The organism is Anabaena catenula FACHB-362 (assembly GCF_014698735.1).
In the GTDB taxonomy this organism is placed as follows: Bacteria; Cyanobacteriota; Cyanobacteriia; order Cyanobacteriales; family Nostocaceae; genus Anabaena; species Anabaena variabilis_A.
Genome location: NZ_JACJTQ010000015.1, coordinates 79,540 through 100,022, shown reverse-complemented (window position 1 = coordinate 100,022; position 20,483 = coordinate 79,540). Strand labels below are relative to the sequence as shown.

19 protein-coding genes and 1 pseudogene are annotated in these 20,483 nt (G+C 42.8%); 10 read left to right on the top strand and 10 right to left on the bottom strand.

Features of this window, described 5'->3' with window-relative positions; genetic code table 11:
• Positions 1-16: 16 nt before the first annotated feature.
• Positions 17-721 carry an SDR family oxidoreductase gene (locus tag H6G68_RS11950; protein WP_190906862.1) on the bottom strand — a complete coding sequence of 235 codons (705 nt, stop codon included), beginning with the start codon at positions 719-721 and terminating at the stop codon, positions 17-19.
• A 341-nt stretch (positions 722-1,062) separates the two neighbouring features.
• Complete coding sequence (locus H6G68_RS11945; RefSeq protein WP_190906842.1) at positions 1,063-2,718, bottom strand: NYN domain-containing protein; 1,656 nt, start codon at positions 2,716-2,718, stop codon at positions 1,063-1,065.
• 660 nt (positions 2,719-3,378) lie between these two features.
• Between H6G68_RS11945 and H6G68_RS11940 the strand changes: the two genes are divergently transcribed.
• The 6 genes and pseudogenes from H6G68_RS11940 to H6G68_RS26890 all read left to right on the top strand — a co-directional run.
• A complete protein-coding gene (locus H6G68_RS11940; protein WP_190906841.1) occupies positions 3,379-4,281 on the top strand; it encodes an alpha/beta fold hydrolase in 903 nt (300 codons plus the stop codon).
• Complete coding sequence (locus H6G68_RS11935) at positions 4,281-4,682, top strand: ribosomal maturation YjgA family protein (protein ID WP_190906840.1); 402 nt, start codon at positions 4,281-4,283, stop codon at positions 4,680-4,682. Before H6G68_RS11940 ends, H6G68_RS11935 begins: the two co-directional genes overlap by 1 nt.
• Positions 4,683-5,069: 387 nt before the next feature.
• Positions 5,070-5,285: a DUF2997 domain-containing protein gene (locus tag H6G68_RS11930; RefSeq protein ID WP_127056617.1), complete on the top strand. Its 216-nt coding sequence runs from the start codon at positions 5,070-5,072 to the stop codon at positions 5,283-5,285.
• A 39-nt stretch (positions 5,286-5,324) separates the two neighbouring features.
• On the top strand, positions 5,325-5,708 hold the full coding sequence (locus tag H6G68_RS11925) for a DUF1257 domain-containing protein (RefSeq protein ID WP_016949366.1): 384 nt from the start codon (positions 5,325-5,327) through the stop codon (positions 5,706-5,708).
• A 2-nt stretch (positions 5,709-5,710) separates the two neighbouring features.
• Entirely contained in the window at positions 5,711-6,163 is a 453-nt protein-coding gene (locus H6G68_RS11920; protein ID WP_190906839.1) for a ferredoxin, read from the top strand.
• A 219-nt stretch (positions 6,164-6,382) separates the two neighbouring features.
• Positions 6,383-6,760: pseudogene (locus H6G68_RS26890) on the top strand (hypothetical protein); the annotation flags it as partial.
• 88 nt (positions 6,761-6,848) lie between these two features.
• Here the strand turns inward: H6G68_RS26890 and H6G68_RS11910 are convergent.
• From H6G68_RS11910 to H6G68_RS11895, 4 genes are all read right to left on the bottom strand, one after another.
• Positions 6,849-7,133: a YiaA/YiaB family inner membrane protein gene (locus H6G68_RS11910; protein WP_127056622.1), complete on the bottom strand. Its 285-nt coding sequence runs from the start codon at positions 7,131-7,133 to the stop codon at positions 6,849-6,851.
• Positions 7,134-7,521: 388 nt separating this feature from the next.
• The gene (locus H6G68_RS11905; RefSeq protein ID WP_190906838.1) at positions 7,522-9,135 is read right to left on the bottom strand and encodes a DUF4335 domain-containing protein; all 1,614 of its coding nucleotides are present in this window, start codon (positions 9,133-9,135) and stop codon (positions 7,522-7,524) included.
• A gap of 73 nt (positions 9,136-9,208) precedes the next feature.
• Positions 9,209-9,817 (bottom strand): DUF3038 domain-containing protein, encoded by a 609-nt coding sequence (locus tag H6G68_RS11900; protein ID WP_190906837.1) that lies wholly within the window; start codon positions 9,815-9,817, stop codon positions 9,209-9,211.
• A gap of 276 nt (positions 9,818-10,093) precedes the next feature.
• A complete protein-coding gene (locus tag H6G68_RS11895; RefSeq protein WP_190906836.1) occupies positions 10,094-12,568 on the bottom strand; it encodes an endonuclease MutS2 in 2,475 nt (824 codons plus the stop codon).
• A gap of 162 nt (positions 12,569-12,730) precedes the next feature.
• Between H6G68_RS11895 and H6G68_RS11890 the strand changes: the two genes are divergently transcribed.
• Both H6G68_RS11890 and H6G68_RS11885 read left to right on the top strand, forming a co-directional pair.
• Positions 12,731-13,597, top strand: coding sequence for a MerR family transcriptional regulator (locus H6G68_RS11890; RefSeq protein WP_339327856.1), 867 nt, complete (start codon positions 12,731-12,733; stop codon positions 13,595-13,597).
• A gap of 66 nt (positions 13,598-13,663) precedes the next feature.
• Complete coding sequence (locus tag H6G68_RS11885; RefSeq protein ID WP_190906834.1) at positions 13,664-14,386, top strand: DUF4386 family protein; 723 nt, start codon at positions 13,664-13,666, stop codon at positions 14,384-14,386.
• 56 nt (positions 14,387-14,442) lie between these two features.
• Here the strand turns inward: H6G68_RS11885 and H6G68_RS11880 are convergent, their stop codons facing one another.
• Entirely contained in the window at positions 14,443-14,739 is a 297-nt protein-coding gene (locus H6G68_RS11880; RefSeq protein WP_190906833.1) for a DUF2288 domain-containing protein, read from the bottom strand.
• Positions 14,740-15,240: 501 nt separating this feature from the next.
• Entirely contained in the window at positions 15,241-15,984 is a 744-nt protein-coding gene (fabG, locus tag H6G68_RS11875) for a 3-oxoacyl-[acyl-carrier-protein] reductase (RefSeq protein WP_190906832.1), read from the bottom strand.
• Between the two features lie 295 nt (positions 15,985-16,279).
• Between fabG and trxA the strand changes: the two genes are divergently transcribed.
• Positions 16,280-16,597 carry a thioredoxin gene (gene trxA / locus H6G68_RS11870; RefSeq protein WP_127056632.1) on the top strand — a complete coding sequence of 106 codons (318 nt, stop codon included), beginning with the start codon at positions 16,280-16,282 and terminating at the stop codon, positions 16,595-16,597.
• A 52-nt stretch (positions 16,598-16,649) separates the two neighbouring features.
• On the opposite strand, the gene prmA is transcribed toward trxA, so the two are convergent.
• A complete protein-coding gene (gene prmA, locus H6G68_RS11865; RefSeq protein WP_190906831.1) occupies positions 16,650-17,570 on the bottom strand; it encodes a 50S ribosomal protein L11 methyltransferase in 921 nt (306 codons plus the stop codon).
• Positions 17,571-17,718: 148 nt separating this feature from the next.
• Positions 17,719-19,299, bottom strand: a complete 1,581-nt coding sequence (serA, locus tag H6G68_RS11860) for a phosphoglycerate dehydrogenase (RefSeq protein ID WP_190715297.1) — start codon at positions 19,297-19,299, stop codon at positions 17,719-17,721.
• A gap of 327 nt (positions 19,300-19,626) precedes the next feature.
• Between serA and H6G68_RS11855 the strand changes: the two genes are divergently transcribed.
• A complete protein-coding gene (locus H6G68_RS11855; RefSeq protein WP_190906830.1) occupies positions 19,627-20,304 on the top strand; it encodes a Uma2 family endonuclease in 678 nt (225 codons plus the stop codon).
• Positions 20,305-20,483 lie beyond the last annotated feature (179 nt).

The window sequence follows — 20,483 nt, the reverse complement described above, 5'->3', positions numbered from 1 at the left end:
AGCCAGAATGGTGAACTTAGAAAAATAGGTGACTATCCGGTTGAATATTAATTTCCATTGGTACAGCCTGAGGTTCGGCAGATAACGCATAAAAAATGGCATTAGCAGCAGTTTCGCAACTGAGCATTTTTTTTCGGTCTACCTTTAAACTCACATTGTCCCAGAAAGAAGAATCTATGCCACCAAAATAGAACAGGGTGAACTTGACTCCAAAACGCTTGAGTTCCTCGGCCATACACTTGCTAAAACCAACAACGCCAAACTTAGAAGCAGAATAAGCCGCAGCCATTGACATCGAATGCTTTCCTAGAATTCCCACCACATTACAGATATGACCAGACTTCCGTTTTTGCATCTCTTCAGCAGCAGCTTGAGTGGTGTAAAAACTGCCTTTTAAATTTAGATCCAGCATCCTATCTAAATCGGCTGGTTCTATACTGTTGTAAGGTTTGAGGATACCTGCACCAGCCGCATTTACCAAAACATCGATTTGACCAAACTGGGCAATAGTTGCTTGTATTAATGCCTTTACCTGTTGGGGTTGAGTAATGTCTGTGGGAACTGTCAACACTTCCCCTGATAACTCATTAGCCAAAGTTGCTAAATTCACTGCATCTCTAGCTGCTAGTACCAACGTAGCCCCCGTGGGCGCAAGTTTACGAGTTAAGGCTGAACCAATACCGCCCGTAGCACCGACAATGACAACGACTTTATCCTGCATCACAATATTTACATTTCTTTACAAACTATTGTTTTTTAGTATAGCAACCGCCAAGGTGCTTAGGACATTAACTGTAGTGCGAACGTACCTCAACCCAACCTACAAATCAAGACTTTTTTCGATTTGGACAAGGTGTTGCTTATATAGCAACAGACAGGGCGGTTAGGACACCAACTGATTATAAAATCTAGACACCAAAAGACTCTTCAGACTGTCACCTGTCCCCTGTCACCTGCTATATAAGCTAATAATCAAATCATTCAAATTGCATCCCCGCGTCCCCGCGTCTCCCCTTCTCCCCATCTCCCCTTCTCCGTGTCCCCGCGTGGGTGGGCTGGGGTTTAACGTATAGCGACTTCACATTTTCTGTCTGTTTGCTTTAGCTGCAAAGAACTGCAAGACTGTAAAAACTTCATATAAGTAGTATTTATTTTTAATTCTTTGATTTGCTCAGTGATGGTTTTACCATGTTCCTGATTAAATTTAGTGCCTAAAATACTAATATCAATGTATTTTGTCGGATGATTTTTTGTTAATTCTTCCAGCAGTTTTGTGAGTGCTGCCTCCAAATCTGCTTGAGAATTTATACTAGGTAAAAAATTAGACTGACTATTACTGTTATTAGATACACTTATTTCCCATTTTACTCCTTTTTGCCTGAGTTGGAAAGAACTACAAGACCGCAAAAATTGTACATAACTACCACTAATTTGTAATTCTTTCAGTTGTTTAGTAATGGAAATACCATATTCCCGATTAAATTTACTGCCTAAAATACTAACATCAACATAGCCATTAGCTGATTCATGAGCAGATTCTTTAATTAATGTTTCTAGAATCCTGTTCAGTGCTTTTTCTAAATCAGCTTGGGAATCAATACTCCTGATTAGACCGTTGTGATTATTTAATGTATTTTCGGCTTCATCATCCACAAGCTCAATTAGATTTTTATCAAAAACCGTCACATAAAAATCAGATGAATCATCAACTTTATGAACTACAAAATCAGCCGGATAACGAGTGAAGATATCTTTGGGTTTTTTACCAGGGAGATGAGTAGTAATCACTTGACTCATATTGATTTTGTGTTTGGTGTTCAGCAACTGAAATACCTTAGAAACCTTTACCCATTGATTCCCCGTAGATTCTTTTTCATCGTTAATTAAGGCTTTGAGAATCTGAATTAATGAAGGGATTTCTGGTAAAGGTTTAACACAATGGGTTTTAGTTTCTCCTGTAGAGCTATTAAATAAATTGATATTTTCTCCATGCTGACTAACTTGATATACTATTAGTCCATGTTGCTGTAAATTGTTGCATAAATTAGTCATCACTTTATCTGATGAGCAAACCAAAACTTCTTTTGCATTGGGGTAACGTTCATGAATTGAGGAGCCAAAGGCAATCATTTTTCCATCGGCATTGTCTCTACCAGCAGGAACATGAATCAAATCATAACCGCGTTCATGTAATTCTGCATCTAGCTTGCCGCGATTACTCCAATTAGCAAAGGCAATTTTTACTTGAATTGGACAATTACAAATTGTTGTGAAAAACTTTTCTGTATTGCTATTAATTTGTAAATTTTCGGCATCTAAAAGTAAAACGGCTATTCCTACAGGCTGTAAAGATGGGGCAAATGTAGAATGTAATGATCCGTTGAACGCAGATGTTACAGGATTGAGTTGCCGAATCTTGGCAATTAGTTCTAATAAGATAGGTGAATTAAAGGCTTCAGTAACAACAATGGCTTTCAGGTATAATTGCAACTTGTGCAACAACTCTTCCCAACCTTGAGTTTGGCTGAGTAACGCCGTAAACTTTGCACTCAAAGCCGATTGATTAGAATTACTTTGCCACTGAACTTTTCTATACTTTTCCAGTAATAATTCTGGCTGCTGTTGTTGTATAGCAATGATTGCTTGGCAGACATGAGCGGCAATTTGGGTTAACAAGGCAGAATCATAGGTAGTCAGCGATCGCTCATTATTTGGCATGGCTCATACATTAGAGTAAGGCATCCTGGCGGAAATCACCATTAAAGCTGGTAATTTATATCGTGTCTGCTTTAATACTTATACTATCGGTCAGCCTGGTAATAGGTGATGGGTAACTGGTCACGAAGAGGAAAAGGGGCAGGGGGCAGGGGGCAAGGGGGAAGACCGGGACGGAGCTTGGACTCTGCCCCGTATAAGCGTCCTAGAAGGACGGGGCTTGTACCCATGTTCCGCTCCGCTCCACCCAGAGGGAAAGGGCTTGTTCCCCCCGCTAGAAAGCTCCCTTTCCCCCTGCTTCTTCCGGTCATGAAAATATAATTATTACCAATTACATATTACCGATTACCCATAAATGTTTTATAAGTCATTGACCAGACAAGATATTACTCATTTTAGATCGAGTGCAGAAACTAACTGACATCAGTAAAATTCCTTAACCAATATTTAACTGTGCATATTCCAGCCCCAGATAACTTTTACCACAATAAAGGTATCTAATTCACCAAATTCGGGAATATAAATTACCCAAAAATCGTAGGGTGGGTATGGCTACGCCACGCAGGCTATAGGACAGTAGTCCGTAACCCACCATAAATTTAGGAGATAATGGTGGGTTAGGTTACGCGATCGCTATATTTAGCTTTTAGATTAATTAGAATTATGATCCAGTACATTAAAACCTCCCGTCTCAACATCGCCTATCACAGTTATGGTGCAAGTGATGCACCAACTATAATTCTTTTACACGGCTGGCCTGATGATGCACTGACTTGGAATGCAATTGTTCCTGCATTAGTAAATGAAAACTACCGCTGTATCACACCATTTCTGAGAGGTTGCGGTTTGACACAGTTTCTTGATACTCAGACCCTACGTAGTGGACAACTTGCAGCCTTGGGACAAGACCTAATTGAGTTCATTGAAGCGGCAAAAATCGGGTCTGTACATTTGGTAGGTCATGACTGGGGCGCACGCATTGCCTACAATATAGCGGCTCTACGCCCCGACCTGGTACATACTCTCACCACATTGTCAGTTGGTTATGGAACTAATAATCCTCAACAGACACTATCCTTTGAACAGGTGCAACAATACTGGTATCAATGGTTTTTTGCTACAGAACGGGGACGTGCCACCTTAGCAGCAGATAGACGGGGCTTTACACGCCAGCTATGGCATTTGTGGTGTCCTACGTGGCATTTTAGTGAGGCTGAGTTTGAGACTACTGCACAATCATTTGATAACCCAGACTGGATAGATATTACTATTGACTCATACCGCAGTCGTTGGGGCAATTCTGCTAATGACCCTGATTACGATACTATTCACCAGCAACTGATGTCTGCACCTAAAATTTATGTGCCAACAACGGTACTTCACGGTGGTGCTGATGGTGCAACTTTACCAGAAACTAGTGCCAACAAAGAACAGTTCTTTGAAAAAGATTACCAGCGATTTGTGATACCAGGAGTTGGGCATTTTATCCAACGGGAAGCCGCCCAGACTATAATTGAAGCCATACTTACCCGCGTACAGAGTATAGCTAGTACCTACCAGAAATAATGCCACTACTTACAAATATTCGCAGGCGTTCCATTCTTTCTCTGGCTATGATTCTCCCCATTGGACTTTTATACAGTCACTATCGCTATTCTATTTGGTGGTTGAACCAAGAGGTAGGAGGGATTTTCTATGAGATATTTTGGTGCTTGTTCGCCTTTGTGTTTATTCCCACTCGCCGAGCAGTTTGGCAAATCCCTATATGGGTATTTATAATTACTTGCTTATTGGAATTTATGCAATTGTGGCATCCACCATTTCTAAATTGGGTGCGTTCATTTTGGTGGGGAAAAATGTTAATCGGCACTGCCTTCACTTGGGCTGATTTTCCCTATTATTTTATTGGCAGTGGGTTAGGATGGCTGTGGTTGCGGCTGATAGTTCGGGGAGTAAAGCTAAAATAAATCGTTTTACCGATAACTTTGCTTCTTAGCGATAGTTTTATGCCAATGGTAATGATAACTTATTTCAATAAGCTTTACTATTTTTTTATCTTCTCCTTTATGTCTCTATTGGCTGCAATCCTGATTTTGAAGAGTTTTTACAGATAGCAGTCCTCAGTGATATTGACCTTGACTAATTCATCAGGTTAAGGGAAACTTACTAATAACTGATGTGCCTACTGATAAAAATAATAATTTTTGTAAAGATTCTGAGATATATATTTTGAAAGATGGAACATTAGTTAACAAATGGCAAGTTTGTATCTAATCTGTTCCTGCCGCTAGATTTTGAGCAACTTTACTAAAGCAGTAAAGTTCAAGAGTACTATCGAGGTTGGCTTTCACAGCATGGAGACATTAGAATTCATAATTTATCCAGACGGTCGGGTACAAGAGAAAGTCACTGGTATTGTTGGGGCTTCTTGTGCTGAAGTAACGGCGGCCATAGAGGCGCAGCTGGGACAAGTACTGAATCAGGAGCCAACCTCAGAATTTTTCGCCACCAATAATAATGTGCAGGAATCTGGTGTAGCGAATACGCAAACCGCGTTTAGCGAATGGTAAATTTTCCAACTAGTTTATTGTCATTCATTCACAACCACCATGTCACACTTTAGCCAAATCAAAACTCAAATCCGTAACCTTGAATCCTTGAAAGACGCGCTCACTGACTTGGGTATAGACTGGAAGCCCGGCCCACAGGAAGTACGCGGTTATCGTGGCCAAACCCATCCTGCTGAAGTTTCCATTGAGCAGGAAAATGGTTACGATATCGGTTTCAGATGGAATGGCAAAGAATATGAATTGGTAGCTGATTTGCAATATTGGCAGCAAAACTTGTCTGTAGATGGATTTTTGCGCCAAGTAACCCAACGTTATGCTTACCAAGCAGTGGTAAAAGAAACTGCGCGGGTCGGTTTTCAAGTGACCGAACAACAAAAAAATGAAGATGGTTCGATTCGCTTAGTTGTACAGCGCTGGAGTTAATCATGTCTGATTTGCCGCAGTCACCAGAAGCAGAAAATAATCGTTCCGGTTTAGAGCCAGAATTAGGGGGTTTTTTACGAGACGAGTTTGAACGTTCTGGTTTAGAGCCGGAACTAGGGGGTGTGCTGCGGCAAAAAGGCGTTTATGTAGATGAAATTACCTGCATTGGTTGTAAGCATTGCGCCCATGTTGCCCGTAATACCTTTTATATTGAACCAGATTATGGGCGATCGCGCGTAGTTCGCCAAGATGGGGATGCAGAAGAGGTAGTTCAAGAGGCTATAGACACCTGTCCAGTTGATTGTATTCACTGGGTTGATTACACAGAACTGAAAAACCTAGAAGAAGACCGCAAGTTTCAAGTCATTCCTGTAGTTGGGTATCCAGTGGAACACGCTGTAGCAGCTACAGAAAAACGCCGAAAGAAGCAAAAGTTAAAAAACAAACAACCATAAAATTCAAATATCAAGCAATTAACATTTTATGAGGCTGGTGCTATTACCAGCCTTTTTTTTCTCGTTCCCATACTCTGTATGGGAATGAATTCCAGGAAGACTCTGGCTTCCGTTTTAGTCGAGTCAGAGACTCTATCAAAGCATTCCCAGTCTGGAGACTGGGAACGAGATAAACATTCAGAAGCTCTTCATCACTATTAGCTATAGATCACGATCACAGTGGTTGATATGGTAGAGGAAGATCTGGAACAAAAAAACCAGATTTACCAAAAGTACATATATACAGTTCATATCCTGAAACAACAATTTCAAACATTACGTGAAGCCAAAGCTCACTTTAATCTTAAAGTTAATAGTTGGGAATCACTTGCTAACAAATTAAATGAGTCATCTTTTCAAAATCATATATCTGAGAATGAAGTTAAATCAGAATCAGATTTAAGAATTACAGATATGAGAAAAGTGGAACAAAGACCAAAAACTAATGGAGAAATTACTATTAGTTTACAACCTGATGTAGCAGAAATGTTTCTTACAGAGGAAGCAGTAAACGAAGCTTTGCGTTTTTTGATTAGAATTACGAATAAAAATCTTTGATGAAGAAGATATAACAAACAGGGTTGATAACTCAAGTCTGGTGGGCATTGCCCACCCTACTATACTCGAATCTAAAATTGTTATGCTTTCATTTAAGAATGAGAGGATCATGCTGTGAAAGTAACTTTTCAACTTTAGCCTCATCAATTCTAGAAGTTAGCCTTCTGGATTCGTGCAAGTCTCTAGTAGTTTTTGCCAAGGTGAAAGTTGAACCTACAGAAAAAGCTAAACCCATACCCATAAAGCCTTTTACCCAATTATCTACAGGTAAATTGACAATGCCAAAACCTGTCATAGAAATAGACATAATAAAAGCTGCCCAGGTTTGAATAATCCAAGCATTGCTGTCTTTTTGTGGGCTAAATGTTTGCATATCTTCCCCCCTAACTAAGTACTATAAGCACAATTTTATGAAGTGGTCGAAACAGTGGTAATAGTAACTGACCAGTTCCGCAACTGTACTTAATCACTGGAGTTGAAAATTCATCAAATTAAGCAAATGCTGCTGAAAATTTTGTACCAGTTTGGCAAGTGGCATAAAAATTATAGAATTCGTAAACAGGGAACAGGGAACAGGGAATAAATAGGCAGGGTGCAGGGGGCAGGGGGCAGGGTGCAGGGTGCAGGGGGCAGGGGGCAGGGTGCAGTAGATAGATCATTATTTCTCCCCGTCTCCCCATCTCCCCATCTCCGCGTCCCACTGTCTCCGCGTCTTCCCCTCCCCGCGTCCCCGCGTCTCCCCATCTCCCGTGCCTGCCTTCTCATGGTGTTTCTGGAAAAGTTTGCACCTTACCATCGGGACTGAGGACTACTCGAAGTCTGACATTTTGCCCTGATTTATTAGTAGAAACAAAGGCTTTACCAATTTCTGGAATACCAGTGGTGTTTACGTATTCTCTCGCGGCTCGATTCAATGGCAAAATGCGTTCAATAGAGCCATCAATACCCAACATCAAACTATACTCTAGTGTTTGCGAAAATCCACTAGGTGGCTGCCAAGTCTTTTGCAGAAATTCTCTGGCTTCTGCCACTTGAGGGATATCAAACAAGGTAGTATTGGAAGTTCCTTCTGTAGGTAAGGGAGTTTTAGTTACATTTCGCAATTTGGCGACCACATCAGCATCACTGGTGACAGCAGGAGTGGTATCGGGGGAATTAATTCCTCTATCTAGCTGCTGTGAGTCTAGTGGAGAAGTTATTTGGGGAGAAGATATTTGGGGAGAAGTTTGACTCAGAGAGTCATTGGGTATGGAAGCCAGAGACTGAGGGATTGTGGAGATACTACGGCTATTTCTAGTAGGTAAAATTTCACGGGTGGGGAGAGTAATTCCATTTTGGTTAATCACTCCTGTAGAAGGGTTTGATTGAAAATTGGGTGTTGTTGGTAATGGAATCTGGAGATTGGCCGAAAGGGCTGGTTTTGTGGTTTGCTCCCTCGTCAGTCCATTTTTCGGCAATGTTTTAGCTGTGGACGGGATAGTTGAATTGGGGAAAGAGAGAGGGGCTGGGTCCGCAATGGAATTAGGAAGTGGAGGAATGGAATCTGAATTGGGTATTTGTAACGAAGTACTACTAGCAGGAGGAGAAGGCAAATTACCAAGGGGAGCTAGTCCTGGTTGGGGAGTGGTTAAGTTAATAGAGGGAGAGGGTGCGATCGCTACTTCAGATGGTGAAGTTGTTGTTTTAGCGGTTTGCTCTTGCTTTTGGCGAGTGCTGTTGGCATATTGCCAGGTTAAAGGAGTTAAACCCAAAGCTAGTACCATCATTGCTGCCACAGGTGTCCAAGCTGGCCAAACCAAACTGGGAACAGAACTCTCACTATTAAGATTTGGTAGTGCAATGACATCAGCTGAGTATTCATCTAAAGCTGTTGCCAAATCAAATAGTTGCAATAGAGTGAGTTGAATTACTGGCCCTGATGTTGAGTTAGCAAGAGAACCGAGAAATAGTTTATGAGTTAAATTGCCACTAGATTCTAGGTAAATTGTTGCTTCTAGAATCCCCATGCTAGATGAGTTTACGGTCTTGGGTGACGATGGAGTGGGAGGAACATCGTTTAATTTTGGCTCGTCGGGTGTTGTATTAGAGTGTTGCGGTTCTAAGAAACTCAGACAAAAGCTATCTGCTGATTTTTGTAGGAGTTGTTGAACGTAGGTTGTGACGACATTACACAAAACTTCTAGTTGATCTCGCTCGCCCTGAATTGGCACTTTGCGGTCGTCTGGTAGTCCTGGATCATCAAAGTGGAGTTCAAAACGTATTTGTTTGAGAACAGTTTGACCCATCCAACGAGATAAAGGTGAGCGTTGCGCCCAAATTTCTAGTGTGCAAGTAGGGGGCGTGTAGCGACGAATAACAGAATTTAAGCGGGACATAGCAAAAATTGCAATGGGGACAAAGGGGAATTTTGGATTTTGGATTAGTATTTTGAAATCTAAAATCTAAAATCTAAAATTGTTTTGTGGAACGGTCTATAAGTGATAGCCACAGGCGGCGGTGTCCACCAGGAGCGCTATAAAAAAGTAAATCTACGAGCAGTTTTAATGCTAAGTGGGTCAGCGAATCTGTAGAGATTTTTTCATCTTCTTCCATGCGTTCTTGATAGGTGTTGCAGAAAGTATCGATATAATCTCCCAGTAAGGCAATCTGATGAGGTTTCTGGTTGTTTACGGCTATTTGTTCTAATAGACCAACAGCACGGCGAATTAATTCTTGGTGCTGTTTGGCGAGGTAGCAGCTAATTAAAACTAGCGATCGCGCTTCTTCTACATCCAGATTTTTTCGACCTCCTTGACCTTTGCGTAAGGGATTCGACTGACGCAATCGCCATAAAGCTACACGATCTGGGACTTTTGACTCTAAATTTAGATTAATTGCCGCCGAAAGCATAGCCTCAGAACCAATACCAGTTAAAGTTTCTAGAGATAACAGCACCAAGTCTAACTGGGTTTTGATATTGTCCCATTGAACTGAATTGGCAACTGGAAAGTGGTTTAAATCCTCCCATTGGGAGTTTGGTGTGGCTGAATTGGCGGCCAAGTGCATAACTTTTAGCATAGGTGATCAGGCGAATAGAGGCTGTTGCTGTTACCCTTTTGGAAACAGACCCTGAAGCATAAAAGTTGGTTTCCCATAGTTAGCTTTGAATCAGTTTGGTAAACAGCAGTTTTCTTTGTTTTACTCTAAATGAAAATTTCTTTTCTCAATATGAGAAGTTAATGAGGATTGGTCATTGGTTATTGGTCATTGGTCATTGGTCATTGGTCATTGGTTATTGGGGAGAGTATGTATCTTTCCTCTGCTCCCTGTTCCCCGTTCCCTATTCCCTATTCCCTATTTGATATGAGCAATAGTGACACCACTGCCGCCATCAGCTTGTTCTGCTGGTTCATAGTGGCTAACTCTGGGGTGCTGTTGTAGAAAAGCGTGAACTCCTTGCTTGAGCTTACCAGTACCGTGTCCGTGAATAATCCAGAGAGATCCGTCAGCTTCAGAAATGGCTTTGTCTAAAATATATTCGCCATCAGCTACCCGTTTTCCGCGCAAATCTACGGTATTTTTGGAAGTGCGAATAGCTGGGACTGGTGCTGGTGGTGGGGTGACTACGGCTGGGGCTGGTTTGACTTTAACGATGGGTTCTGGTTTTTGCCCATCTAGAGATTCTACGTCTGGTAATTGCACCGTCATTTTCATGATTCCAAAGCGGACAGTTAACTCACCATCTGTATTAGGGGCGGTTAATACTTCGGCAGTTTGTCCTAATTTGGGAATACGGATGCGATCGCCTACTTTGGGCATAAACCCAGGTTTGGGTTTGGGTGGTGGTGCTGGTTGATATTTTTCGGTAATTTGATTTAACGCACTGGTCGCTTGCTGGGCATCTTGGGCTGTGGGTGTGCCTTTTTGCAAACGGCGAATTACTTGGGCAATTTCCCCTTTAGCTTGGGTAATTGCTTGTTGTACTGCTACTTCTTGAGAAGCACGTAAATCTTTTTCTCTCTCTTCTAAAGCTGTGGCTTTTTGAGAAACTTCTTTATATAAACGTTCGGCTTGGCGTAATAATTCTTGGGCTTCAGCGGCTTTGGTTTCTTGACGACGGCGTTGGGCTTCTAAACCGGCAATCACCTGATTCACTTCATCGCTGGCTTCTCCCACTTGGGTTTTAGCCTCTGCGACTACTTCCGGTTTTAGCCCTAAGCGTAAGGCAATAGTTAAAGCATTAGAGCGTCCAGGTATGCCCCACAACAGCCGATAAGTTGGCGAGAGAGTACTTTCGTCAAATTCTACGGAGGCGTTCTCAAATCGCTCATCTTCGTATTTCAGGGCTTTGAGTTCGCCGAAGTGGGTGGTGGCAATTGTGAGTTGGGCATGATTGGCGAGATATTGCAATAGAGCGATCGCTAATGCACTACCTTCTGCCGGATCTGTACCTGCACCCACTTCATCAAGTAGGACGAGGGATTGGTAATTGGTAATTGGTAATTTGTGATTGGTAATAGGTAATTGAGAAAAATCATCTCCCCCTGCTCCCTGCTCCCTGCCCCCTGCCTCTTCTCCTGACTCCTGACTCCCCAAAGCATTTAAAATCCGACTAATCCTGCGAATATGCCCTGAAAAAGTCGATAAACTTTGTTGTAAAGATTGTTCATCACCAATATCAGCTAAAACTTTGTCAAACCAAGGCATTTCCACAGGTTCGCGGGCGGGAACAAATAAACCCACTTTAGCCATTAATGCCGCTAATCCCAAGGTTTTCAAAGTTACCGTTTTCCCGCCTGTATTGGGGCCAGTAATTGTCACTACCCGAATATTGGGACTGATGAGTAAATCGACGGGAACGACTGGGTTTCCTTGTTCGTGCTGCTGTTGCCAAACTAACAACGGGTGACGCAGTTGTCGCAAGGTGATAATTTCCTGTTCATCCCGATTAATGAAGCGGGGAGGATTAGCACCTATCCAGAAACTGTAACGAGATTTAGCCGTTGCCAAATCTAAGGTTGTGACAATGGCTAATAACCTTTCTAAATCTGGCTTAACTGCGGCGACTTGTTCGGTTAAAGTGCGGCGAATTGATTCTTCTTCTGTTTGTTCTTTTCTGATAGTTTGGCGGAGTTGGTTCCCCATGGGGACGACGCTGTGAGGTTCAATATATAAAGTCGCGCCACTGGTGGAGGTGTCGTGAACAATACCGGGAATTGCGTCTTTTTGCGGTGCTTTGACTGGGATCACAAAGCGATCGCCCCGTTGAGTAATCAGTTGTTCCTGAACTGCACCCGATTTAGCTTGAATGATGTTTTGCAGTTTTTGGGTAATTTGACTGCGTATCCGCCGTAAATCAATGCGAATTTCCCCCATTTTTTGACTAGCGCGATCAGTGACTTGAGCGCGTTCATCAATACAGCGGTGAATTTCCTGTTCTAGTTCTGGGTAAGTCCGTAATTCGGAAACTAACTCAGTCAGGATGGGTAAATTATCCTGGTTATCAATGACACGCCGTAAGTTTCTTGTACCAGCGAGGGTAGTTGCGATCGCTAACAGTTCCTCACCTGATAAAATTCCTTGTAGTTCGGCTCGTTCTAAAGAATCACCAATATCTTGAATACCCTCAAAAGACAAACCAGGGGAAAGATGACTTTCCAGTTGGTAGACTTCTTTAGTTTGAGCTAACAACTGTTGGCTTTCTGTTTGGGTTTCCGGGATGGGCAAGTTACGCGAAACTATAGCCCCTAACTTGGTTGCCGCAAAAGTGGAAAGGTGCTGGCAGAGGCGTTGCCATTCTAATAGTTCTAGGGTTTCAGATTGAATCAAGGTTTCAACGTCTAATCTGAAATTATCGTAACAATTCTCGCCCCCAGAAAGCGAAATCTTCAAAGAAGAAATTTTTTGCTACCGGAGGTAACACAGAATCCTACACGGAGATAATCTGAATATATGGTGTCACAATTTTGTTAGAGATTTGGGAACAAACCTGTGTTCAAGATTGGAGATTTTTCACGGCTAGGACAGGTGTCTGTACGTATGCTTCGCCACTATGATGACCTGGGTTTGCTCAAACCGGCTCATGTCGATCAATTTACAGATTATCGCTATTACACAATCGAGCAGTTGCCCCGACTTAATCGCATCTTGGCTCTTAAGGACTTGGGGCTACCTCTAGAGCAAATTGCTGATTTACTTCAGCAAGATTTGCCATTAGAACAATTACAACAATTGCTGCAATCAAAACAAGCAGATCTGCATCAACAGATTCAAGACGTTCAAGCGCGGCTGAATCGCCTCTCTGCCCGGTTACGCCAACTTGATCAAGAGGGGCAGCCCTCAGCCTATGACGTAATTGTGAAATCTGTACCAACTTGCTACATTGCCTCTGCCCGTCATATTGTGCCATCTGTGGCTGAGATGCCTAAATGTCGTGGGATGCTGATTCAACAGCTTTACACCTGGCTGAGGCAACAAAACATCGTGTCAATTGGATATGAGATTGTGCTGTATCACATCTCGGAGTACACCGAAACAGATATTGATATGGAGTTTGCGATCACTATTACTGAACCCATCAAACCAACTTGGGATACAGCACAAGCGGTGATTACTGTTCGTCAACTGCCCACGAACGCTCAAGTTGCCAGTGTTTTTCATAGTGGCATGATTCAAGACATTACACAGGCGATCGCAGCTCTCTTTACCTGGATTGGCACCAACGGTTACACCAGCAGCGGAGCAATTCGAGAAATTCATTTATTTGGACCGGAAACTGTGCGAGTGCGGGATCAACCAGTAGTAGTTGAATTACAAATTCCGATCGCACCGTTTGAAGATATTTGTATGCCCTCTTGACTCTCACACAGTGAGAGACTCTACAGTTGGCACGATACATTCATTCACCCATTAGGGGTAAACATCGTGTCAGAACAACACTTCCTGTCTAAAAAATCTCTGCATGGCATCACAGGCTGGGTGCTAATTTTTGAAAGTCTGTTGCTCTTTGTACCCCTCATTATTTTGGGAAGTGCGATCAACTGGCCCCAAAGTTTGGGCAATTCAGCGGATGTGATGCTGCCGCTTCTAGTTCAAAAGGCCGCAGCTGTCAGGTTAGGCTACCTAGTCTATCTGGCTTACTCCATTATTTTTTGGGTAGTTGCCCTACTGACAGTTCTGGTTCTGAGTAGTGGAGAGTCCGATTTAATCTGGCTTCACGTTGCCGCCGGGTTCGGCTTGGCTTCGACGATTGCCCGTTGTCTGGGCATCATTCGTTGGCTAGTGGCAATGCCTGCTTTGGCAACACTGTACACCAATGTCACAACATCTAACCCAACCCGCGAATCAATCGCTGTAGTTTACCACTTTCTCAATGACTATGCTGGGTCAGTGGGTGAAGTACTGGGGGTCAGCTTATTTGCAGCGCTGTGGCTAGGGATCGTGTCTTTGACTATTCTGCAAACCAGGGTGTTACCCCGATGGTTAGGATTCTTTGGGCTGCTGTCGGCAACGCTGTTAGCCATTCAATTAGCCGAGTTATTTGGCGTAGATCTAGGTGCGTTTATTACTGTATCAGTAAGCGTTTTACAACTGTGGTTTTTAGCGATGGGAATTGTGCTGTTGCGATACTCCTCTTTTAAGTCCTGACTCCTGAATTCTGCTCTATTTTCTTGATTCCCACTTTGATGTTTGATGAAAGTGGGTTAGACAGTGGCTATTTCTTGCACTAAAACATAAGGTTCGATGATGAGAGCATTAAATCGTTTAGTGCGGTTAAGATTCCACTCTCCCACTTGATCTACTGAAGGTTTGGCAATCAATTGCTCACTTATCCAGTGTTGCACAGAAGGAATATCATCACCTGCGATCGCAACTCCCACATCTAATAAGTCTAACCCATCTGTTACCACAATCACCGCATCCCTCTGCACATGGGGAATTAGCCAATCCCATTCTGCTTCATCAAGGTTTTTTTGTAATTCTGCTCTTAAATCCGACATAAATCTACGATTTTTGTTTTTATAATTTTGATTTTACATGATTTATCAATTTGATCAAAATAATTTGGCTGCAAACTGTAAAAATGATATTTGACATTTTATTCAAAAATCATATTACAGCAGTCTTCATGTATTTAGATCACACTCTTGATTCCTCTTTGCGCCTCTGCGCTACGCCAGTTGCTGCCTCTTTCAGAGGAGCTACGCTAACAAGTCGGCAGAGCCGCCCAACGCACTGGCTCCTCTGCGTGAGACAAAAAAATGTGGTTCATTTACCCGAAAATCGCTGTAACTAAATAATAAATATTAAATAACTAATAACAACTAAATTAGCCCTTTTACCTGATAACAAAAAAACGGCTTTCATTCCCTTCTTAAAAGCGAGAATATGAAAGCCGATTAATATAAATTCACTGAATTAAAGCTACAAATACAAATGAATCTCTCCATCTCCGCGTCCCCGCGTCTCCCCATTTGTATGAACTTTAAAGTGAAACAGTATTATGCCATCACCATGCCGCCATCAACATTAAAGACTTGTCCAGTAATGTAGGCTGCCGCCGGATCGGCTGCTAGGAACCTCACCATACCAGCAATTTCTTCTGGTTGACCAAAACGCCCTAGAGGGATGTATTGCAGGATGCCTTCGGCTTTAATATCGCTGGTCATATCGGTGGTGATGAACCCAGGGGCAACTGCGTTGACTGTGATTCCACGGGAAGCTAGTTCTTTAGCAACAGTTTTGGTAAAGCCAATCACACCTGCTTTGGCGGCGCTGTAGTTGGCTTGTCCAGGGTTGCCCATTTGTCCGGCAACGGAGGCAATGTTGATAATTCTGCCTGAACGTTGCTTGAGCATGATTTTACTGATGGCTTTAGTACATAAGAAAACACCTGTAAGATTAAGGTCAATCACCGATTGCCAATCTTCTAGTTTCATCCGCAAGAGTAGTGTATCGCGGGTAATGCCTGCATTATTGACCAGGATATCTACTCGGTTAAACTTATCTATAGTTGTGTTCACTAGTGTCTCTACTTGTTCTGCTTGAGAAACATCAGCTTGCAGGGCGATAGCTTCTCCTCCGGCTGCTGTAATTTCTGCTACTAGGCTTTCAGCAGCGGCGCTAGAATTGGCATAGTTGACAACGACTTTTGCATTTTCGGATGCTAGTTGTAAAGCGATCGCTCTACCAATTCCTCTTGATGCTCCGGTAACAATTGCAACTTGATCTTTTAATAGAGTCATTCAATGTTCCTCAATCTTTCAAATACCGCGCTAATTATCTTATGGTGATTTGGGGAACATCTGATACCGTTTTACTTTAAGGTTGATACAAATGGACAGACCCAGGGACATAGTGACGCAGTGACGCGGAGATTCATTTGTAGTTTTAATTAAGTCTTGGGTTATTTAATATAATCTGGGGCAAATTAGCGAATATTGCCTAAATTAACAATTTTCCTAAAAAACAATTAAATTACACCGATTCTATATTGTAAGAATTACCATTAAAACAAACAATTAAAAATTGGCGCGTGTCATGACAACTAAAAAGCAATTTAACAGCTTTGAAGAAATGCTGTCTGGTTCTGATGTACCTGTCTTGGTTGATTTTTATGCTGACTGGTGTGGCCCCTGTAAACTAATGGCACCAATATTAGAACAAGTCAATGCTCAACTAAAAGACCGTTTACGGATTATTAAGATTGACACTGAAAAGTATACAGAATTGGCAAGTCAATATAATATATTAGCCTTACCAACTCTGGTACTCTTTAAGAAAGGTCAGCCAGTGGATAGGATTGAAGGTGTAATGCAAGCACCACAGTTAGTCCAACATCTTCAATCCTTGATTTAACAAATATTCAGTTATCAGTTGCCAGTATGTTTACTGTTGACTGATAACTGGTTCATGAACGTCTGGCATTCAAGCAACACCACTCTTTTCTTTTCCACAGAGTAGCAACAACCCAGCCATTTTGCTCTAAAGCATCGGCAACGGCTTTAGATTGCTCCAGTAAAATACCACTGAAAATACCCCAAGTAGTGGCTTTAGTGATAGCTTTCATTTCGGGAAGTAACTCAATAATCACATCAGCTAAAATATTGCAGACAATACCATCAACTGGTTGACTAATCAGTTTTGTCAAAATGTCTACACTCCCCAGGGTTGGGATCAAGCATTCTGGATTAATATCATTGAGGGCGCGATTGCTCAAGGTTGATTGTACTGCTAAAGGATCAGTATCGACTGCATAAGCTTTTTCTACTCCTAGTAGTACTGCGCCAATAGAAAGAATACCGGAACCACAACCAATATCCGCAATTACCAGGGGTTGTTTTTGGTCAGACTTAGCAAGAAAAGCTTCAGGAACTTCACTAAGACGCATTTCTAGAGATTCTAAACATAACTGCGTTGTGGCATGATTTCCTGTACCAAATGCCACACCTGGGTCAAGACGAATTACCAAACGTTCTAATGATTCAGGTAGTGGTAGCCATGCGGGGTTAATCAGGAAGCGATCGCCTATTTCCTGCGGTTGCCAATATTGTTTCCAGCTACTAGCCCAATCTTCCTCATCAATCAAATTCCAGTGCAGCAGCGGAGATGCTAATCCTATGCATAAAGCATCTTGGCGCAACCATAGTGACAGTGCCGACAAATCCAGTAGCTGTGCTTGAAAGTGTGGCAAGTAAGCCTTGACTAGTGAGGAATTGCCTTTGCTTTCACTGGCTGTACCACGACAACCAAAACCTTCCAGTCGCCAAAAGATAGAATCTTCTAGGTCTGGATCACATAAAATTTTTAATTCCCACCAGGTGTTTGCCATATTTTAGTGCTGAGTCCTGAGTGCTGAGTTATGAGTTTGAGAGAGTGATGAATTATGAGTTATGAGTTAAGAGTGATTCAGTTAAGTAGTGATACTCTGGCTCTTCACTTTTGTCTTCACTCAGCACTCGTTACTCAGCACTCAGCACTTATAAAGTTACTGTATACGCATCTCGAATCCCAGGTACTTTGGTAATTTCATCCAAAATCCCATCGGGTAAGGGATCATCAATACTCAAAGCCATGACAGCATCACCACGGACGATTTTTCGCCCTACCTGCATACTGGCAATATTGACATTAAAGCTGCCAAGCAGGGAACCAAGTTTCCCAATAATTCCTGGCATATCGCGGTGTAGGGTAAACAGCATATATTTGGTAGGTGGGACGTTAATGGGGAAACCGTCAACGTCAGTCAGGTGGATTTCTTTATCACCTAACAAAGCACCAGTGACTGAATGAGTACCTAAAGTCCCTGTAGCTTCCAGATGTAGCGAGCCGGCATAGTCTCGCACCGAGGCATCACGGGTTTCAATAACTCTAATGCCACGTTCTTTGGCTTCTATGCTGGCATTGACATAGTTTACCCGTTCCCGTAGGGCTTGATAAAGTAGTCCTTTTAGGGCTGCTACCACCAAAGGCTGACTCTTATTTGTTGCCAGTTCTCCTTGCAAGGTAACATTAAGTGTTTCCACCCGTCCACCGGCTAGTTGTCCTACCAAGTTACCCAAGGTTTCGGCCAACTGCATATAGGGCTTGAGTTCTTCCAAGATATCGGGGCTGAGTCCGGGAATGTTGACGGCCGAACGGGCTGGTAGTCCTAGAAGCACATCCCGAATTTGTTCAGCTACGTCTATGGCTACGTTTACTTGGGCTTCGCTGGTGGATGCGCCTAAGTGGGGAGTGAGGATCAGGTCTTTTCCGAGCGATCGCAATTCTGATTCCCCTAGAGGTTCGGACTCGAACACATCTAAAGCTGCACCACCAATTTTACCCTCTTTAATTGCTGCTGCCAAAGCTGCTTCATCAATGATGCCACCACGAGCGCAGTTAATAATTCTCGCAGTCGGTTTCATCTTCGCCAAAGTTGCAGCGTTGATTAAATGGGTAGTTTCTGGGGTTTTGGGGATGTGTAGTGTGATATAGTCCGCTTGCTGAAACAGCAAATCTAAATCCACCAACTGACAGCCCAGTTGTTCAGCCCGTTCTGTAGAAATAAAGGGATCATAAGCTAACAGTTTCATTCCCATAGCTCTAGCTACAGACGCAACATGAGAGCCAATTTTACCTAAGCCGACAACGCCTAGGGTTTTTTTGTATACTTCTGCACCTACAAAAGTTTTACGATCCCACTCACCGCGTTTGACTGAAGCATTTGCATCTGGGATATGACGGGATAAAGATAACATCATCGCTAGGGCGTGTTCAGCAGCAGCAATGGTGTTTCCTTCAGGAGAGTTAACAACTACAATACCTTTGCGGGTTGCAGCAGGAACATCGACATTATCTACACCCACACCAGCACGGCCAATAATTTTTAATTGTGTGCCAGCTTCAATAATTTCTTGAGTGACGCGGGTTCCAGAACGGATCATCAGCGCGTCATACTCACCAATAATTTCTATCAATTCTGCTGGTTTAAGACCTGTCTTGACATCAACCGTAGCAACTTGGGAAAGAATGTCAATACCAGCCTGGTCAATAGGATCGGAGACAAGAACCTTGGACATGATTACTTCATTTAAATTTACAGGTTTAGCTGCACAAGACTTTTAAGTTTAGTCTTTATCTGTGACAATTCTGCAAAAAATTATGCGTGTCTATATCAAATGAGCTTTTATCGAAAAAATCCTCTTACACGGAGACGGTTAGCTTCCAAGGGTCTGAGTCCCCCACCCGGAATCCCCCTGTCTCTTCTTCCATCAGATCTCATCTTGATAGTATCAGAGCTTTTATCGAGTCAGCAGCGGACTGTCAATATTGTTTTGGTTGGTTTTAAGTGTCGCTTAAACAGACATACAATTCTATAATTGTTGTGAGTGTTGGGGAAAGTAGTCATGTTAAATTTCAACCTACCAAGGTACTTACCCTCTGCTGAAGAATTACCCGACTCTGATGAAACACCTGTGGATAACGAACTGCAAGAATTAATTCCAGGATTGCTGAAAGCGATACTGCTGACACTTTGGGCAGAACGCATGGACTGGTTTTTCGGAGTGAATATGGGTATCTATTATCACCCAGATGAACTGCCGATTGTACCAGATGGGTTTCTTAGTTTGGGGGTAGAACGCTGTTACGATGAGGAACTACGCCCTAGTTATGTGTTGTGGGATGAAAACGTTGTCCCGATTTTGGTGCTAGAAGTAGTTTCCCCAAATTACCGTAAGGAATACAGCATTAAATTGGATGAATATGCCGCTTTAGGAGTGCTGTACTATGTGATTTATTCTTCCCGTCGTCGTCGCCAACCTAGGTTGGAAGTTCATAAGTTGGTCAATGGTAGGTATGAGTTACAGGAAAGCAGTCCTGTTTGGCTACCAGAAATCGGCTTAGGAATTGGTTGTGAACGAGGCAATTATGGCGGGATAACGAGGGAATGGTTGTATTGGTATGACGAATCAGGAAGACGTTATCTGACACCCCAAGAACAGATTCACGAAGTACAAAACCACGTCATCAAGCTGGAGGATAAATTGCGTGAGTTAGGAATAGATCCAGAAAGTTTAAGGTGACGCGGGGACGCGGAGATGGGGAGATGGGGAGATGGGGAGATGGGGAGATGGGGAGATGGGGAGACATGAAGACGCGGAGATGGGGAGATGGGGAGATGGGGAGAGTATTTATCTTTCTTCTTCCTGCCCCCTGCCCCCTGCCCCCTGCCCCCTGCCCCCTGAACCCTGAACCCTGTCCC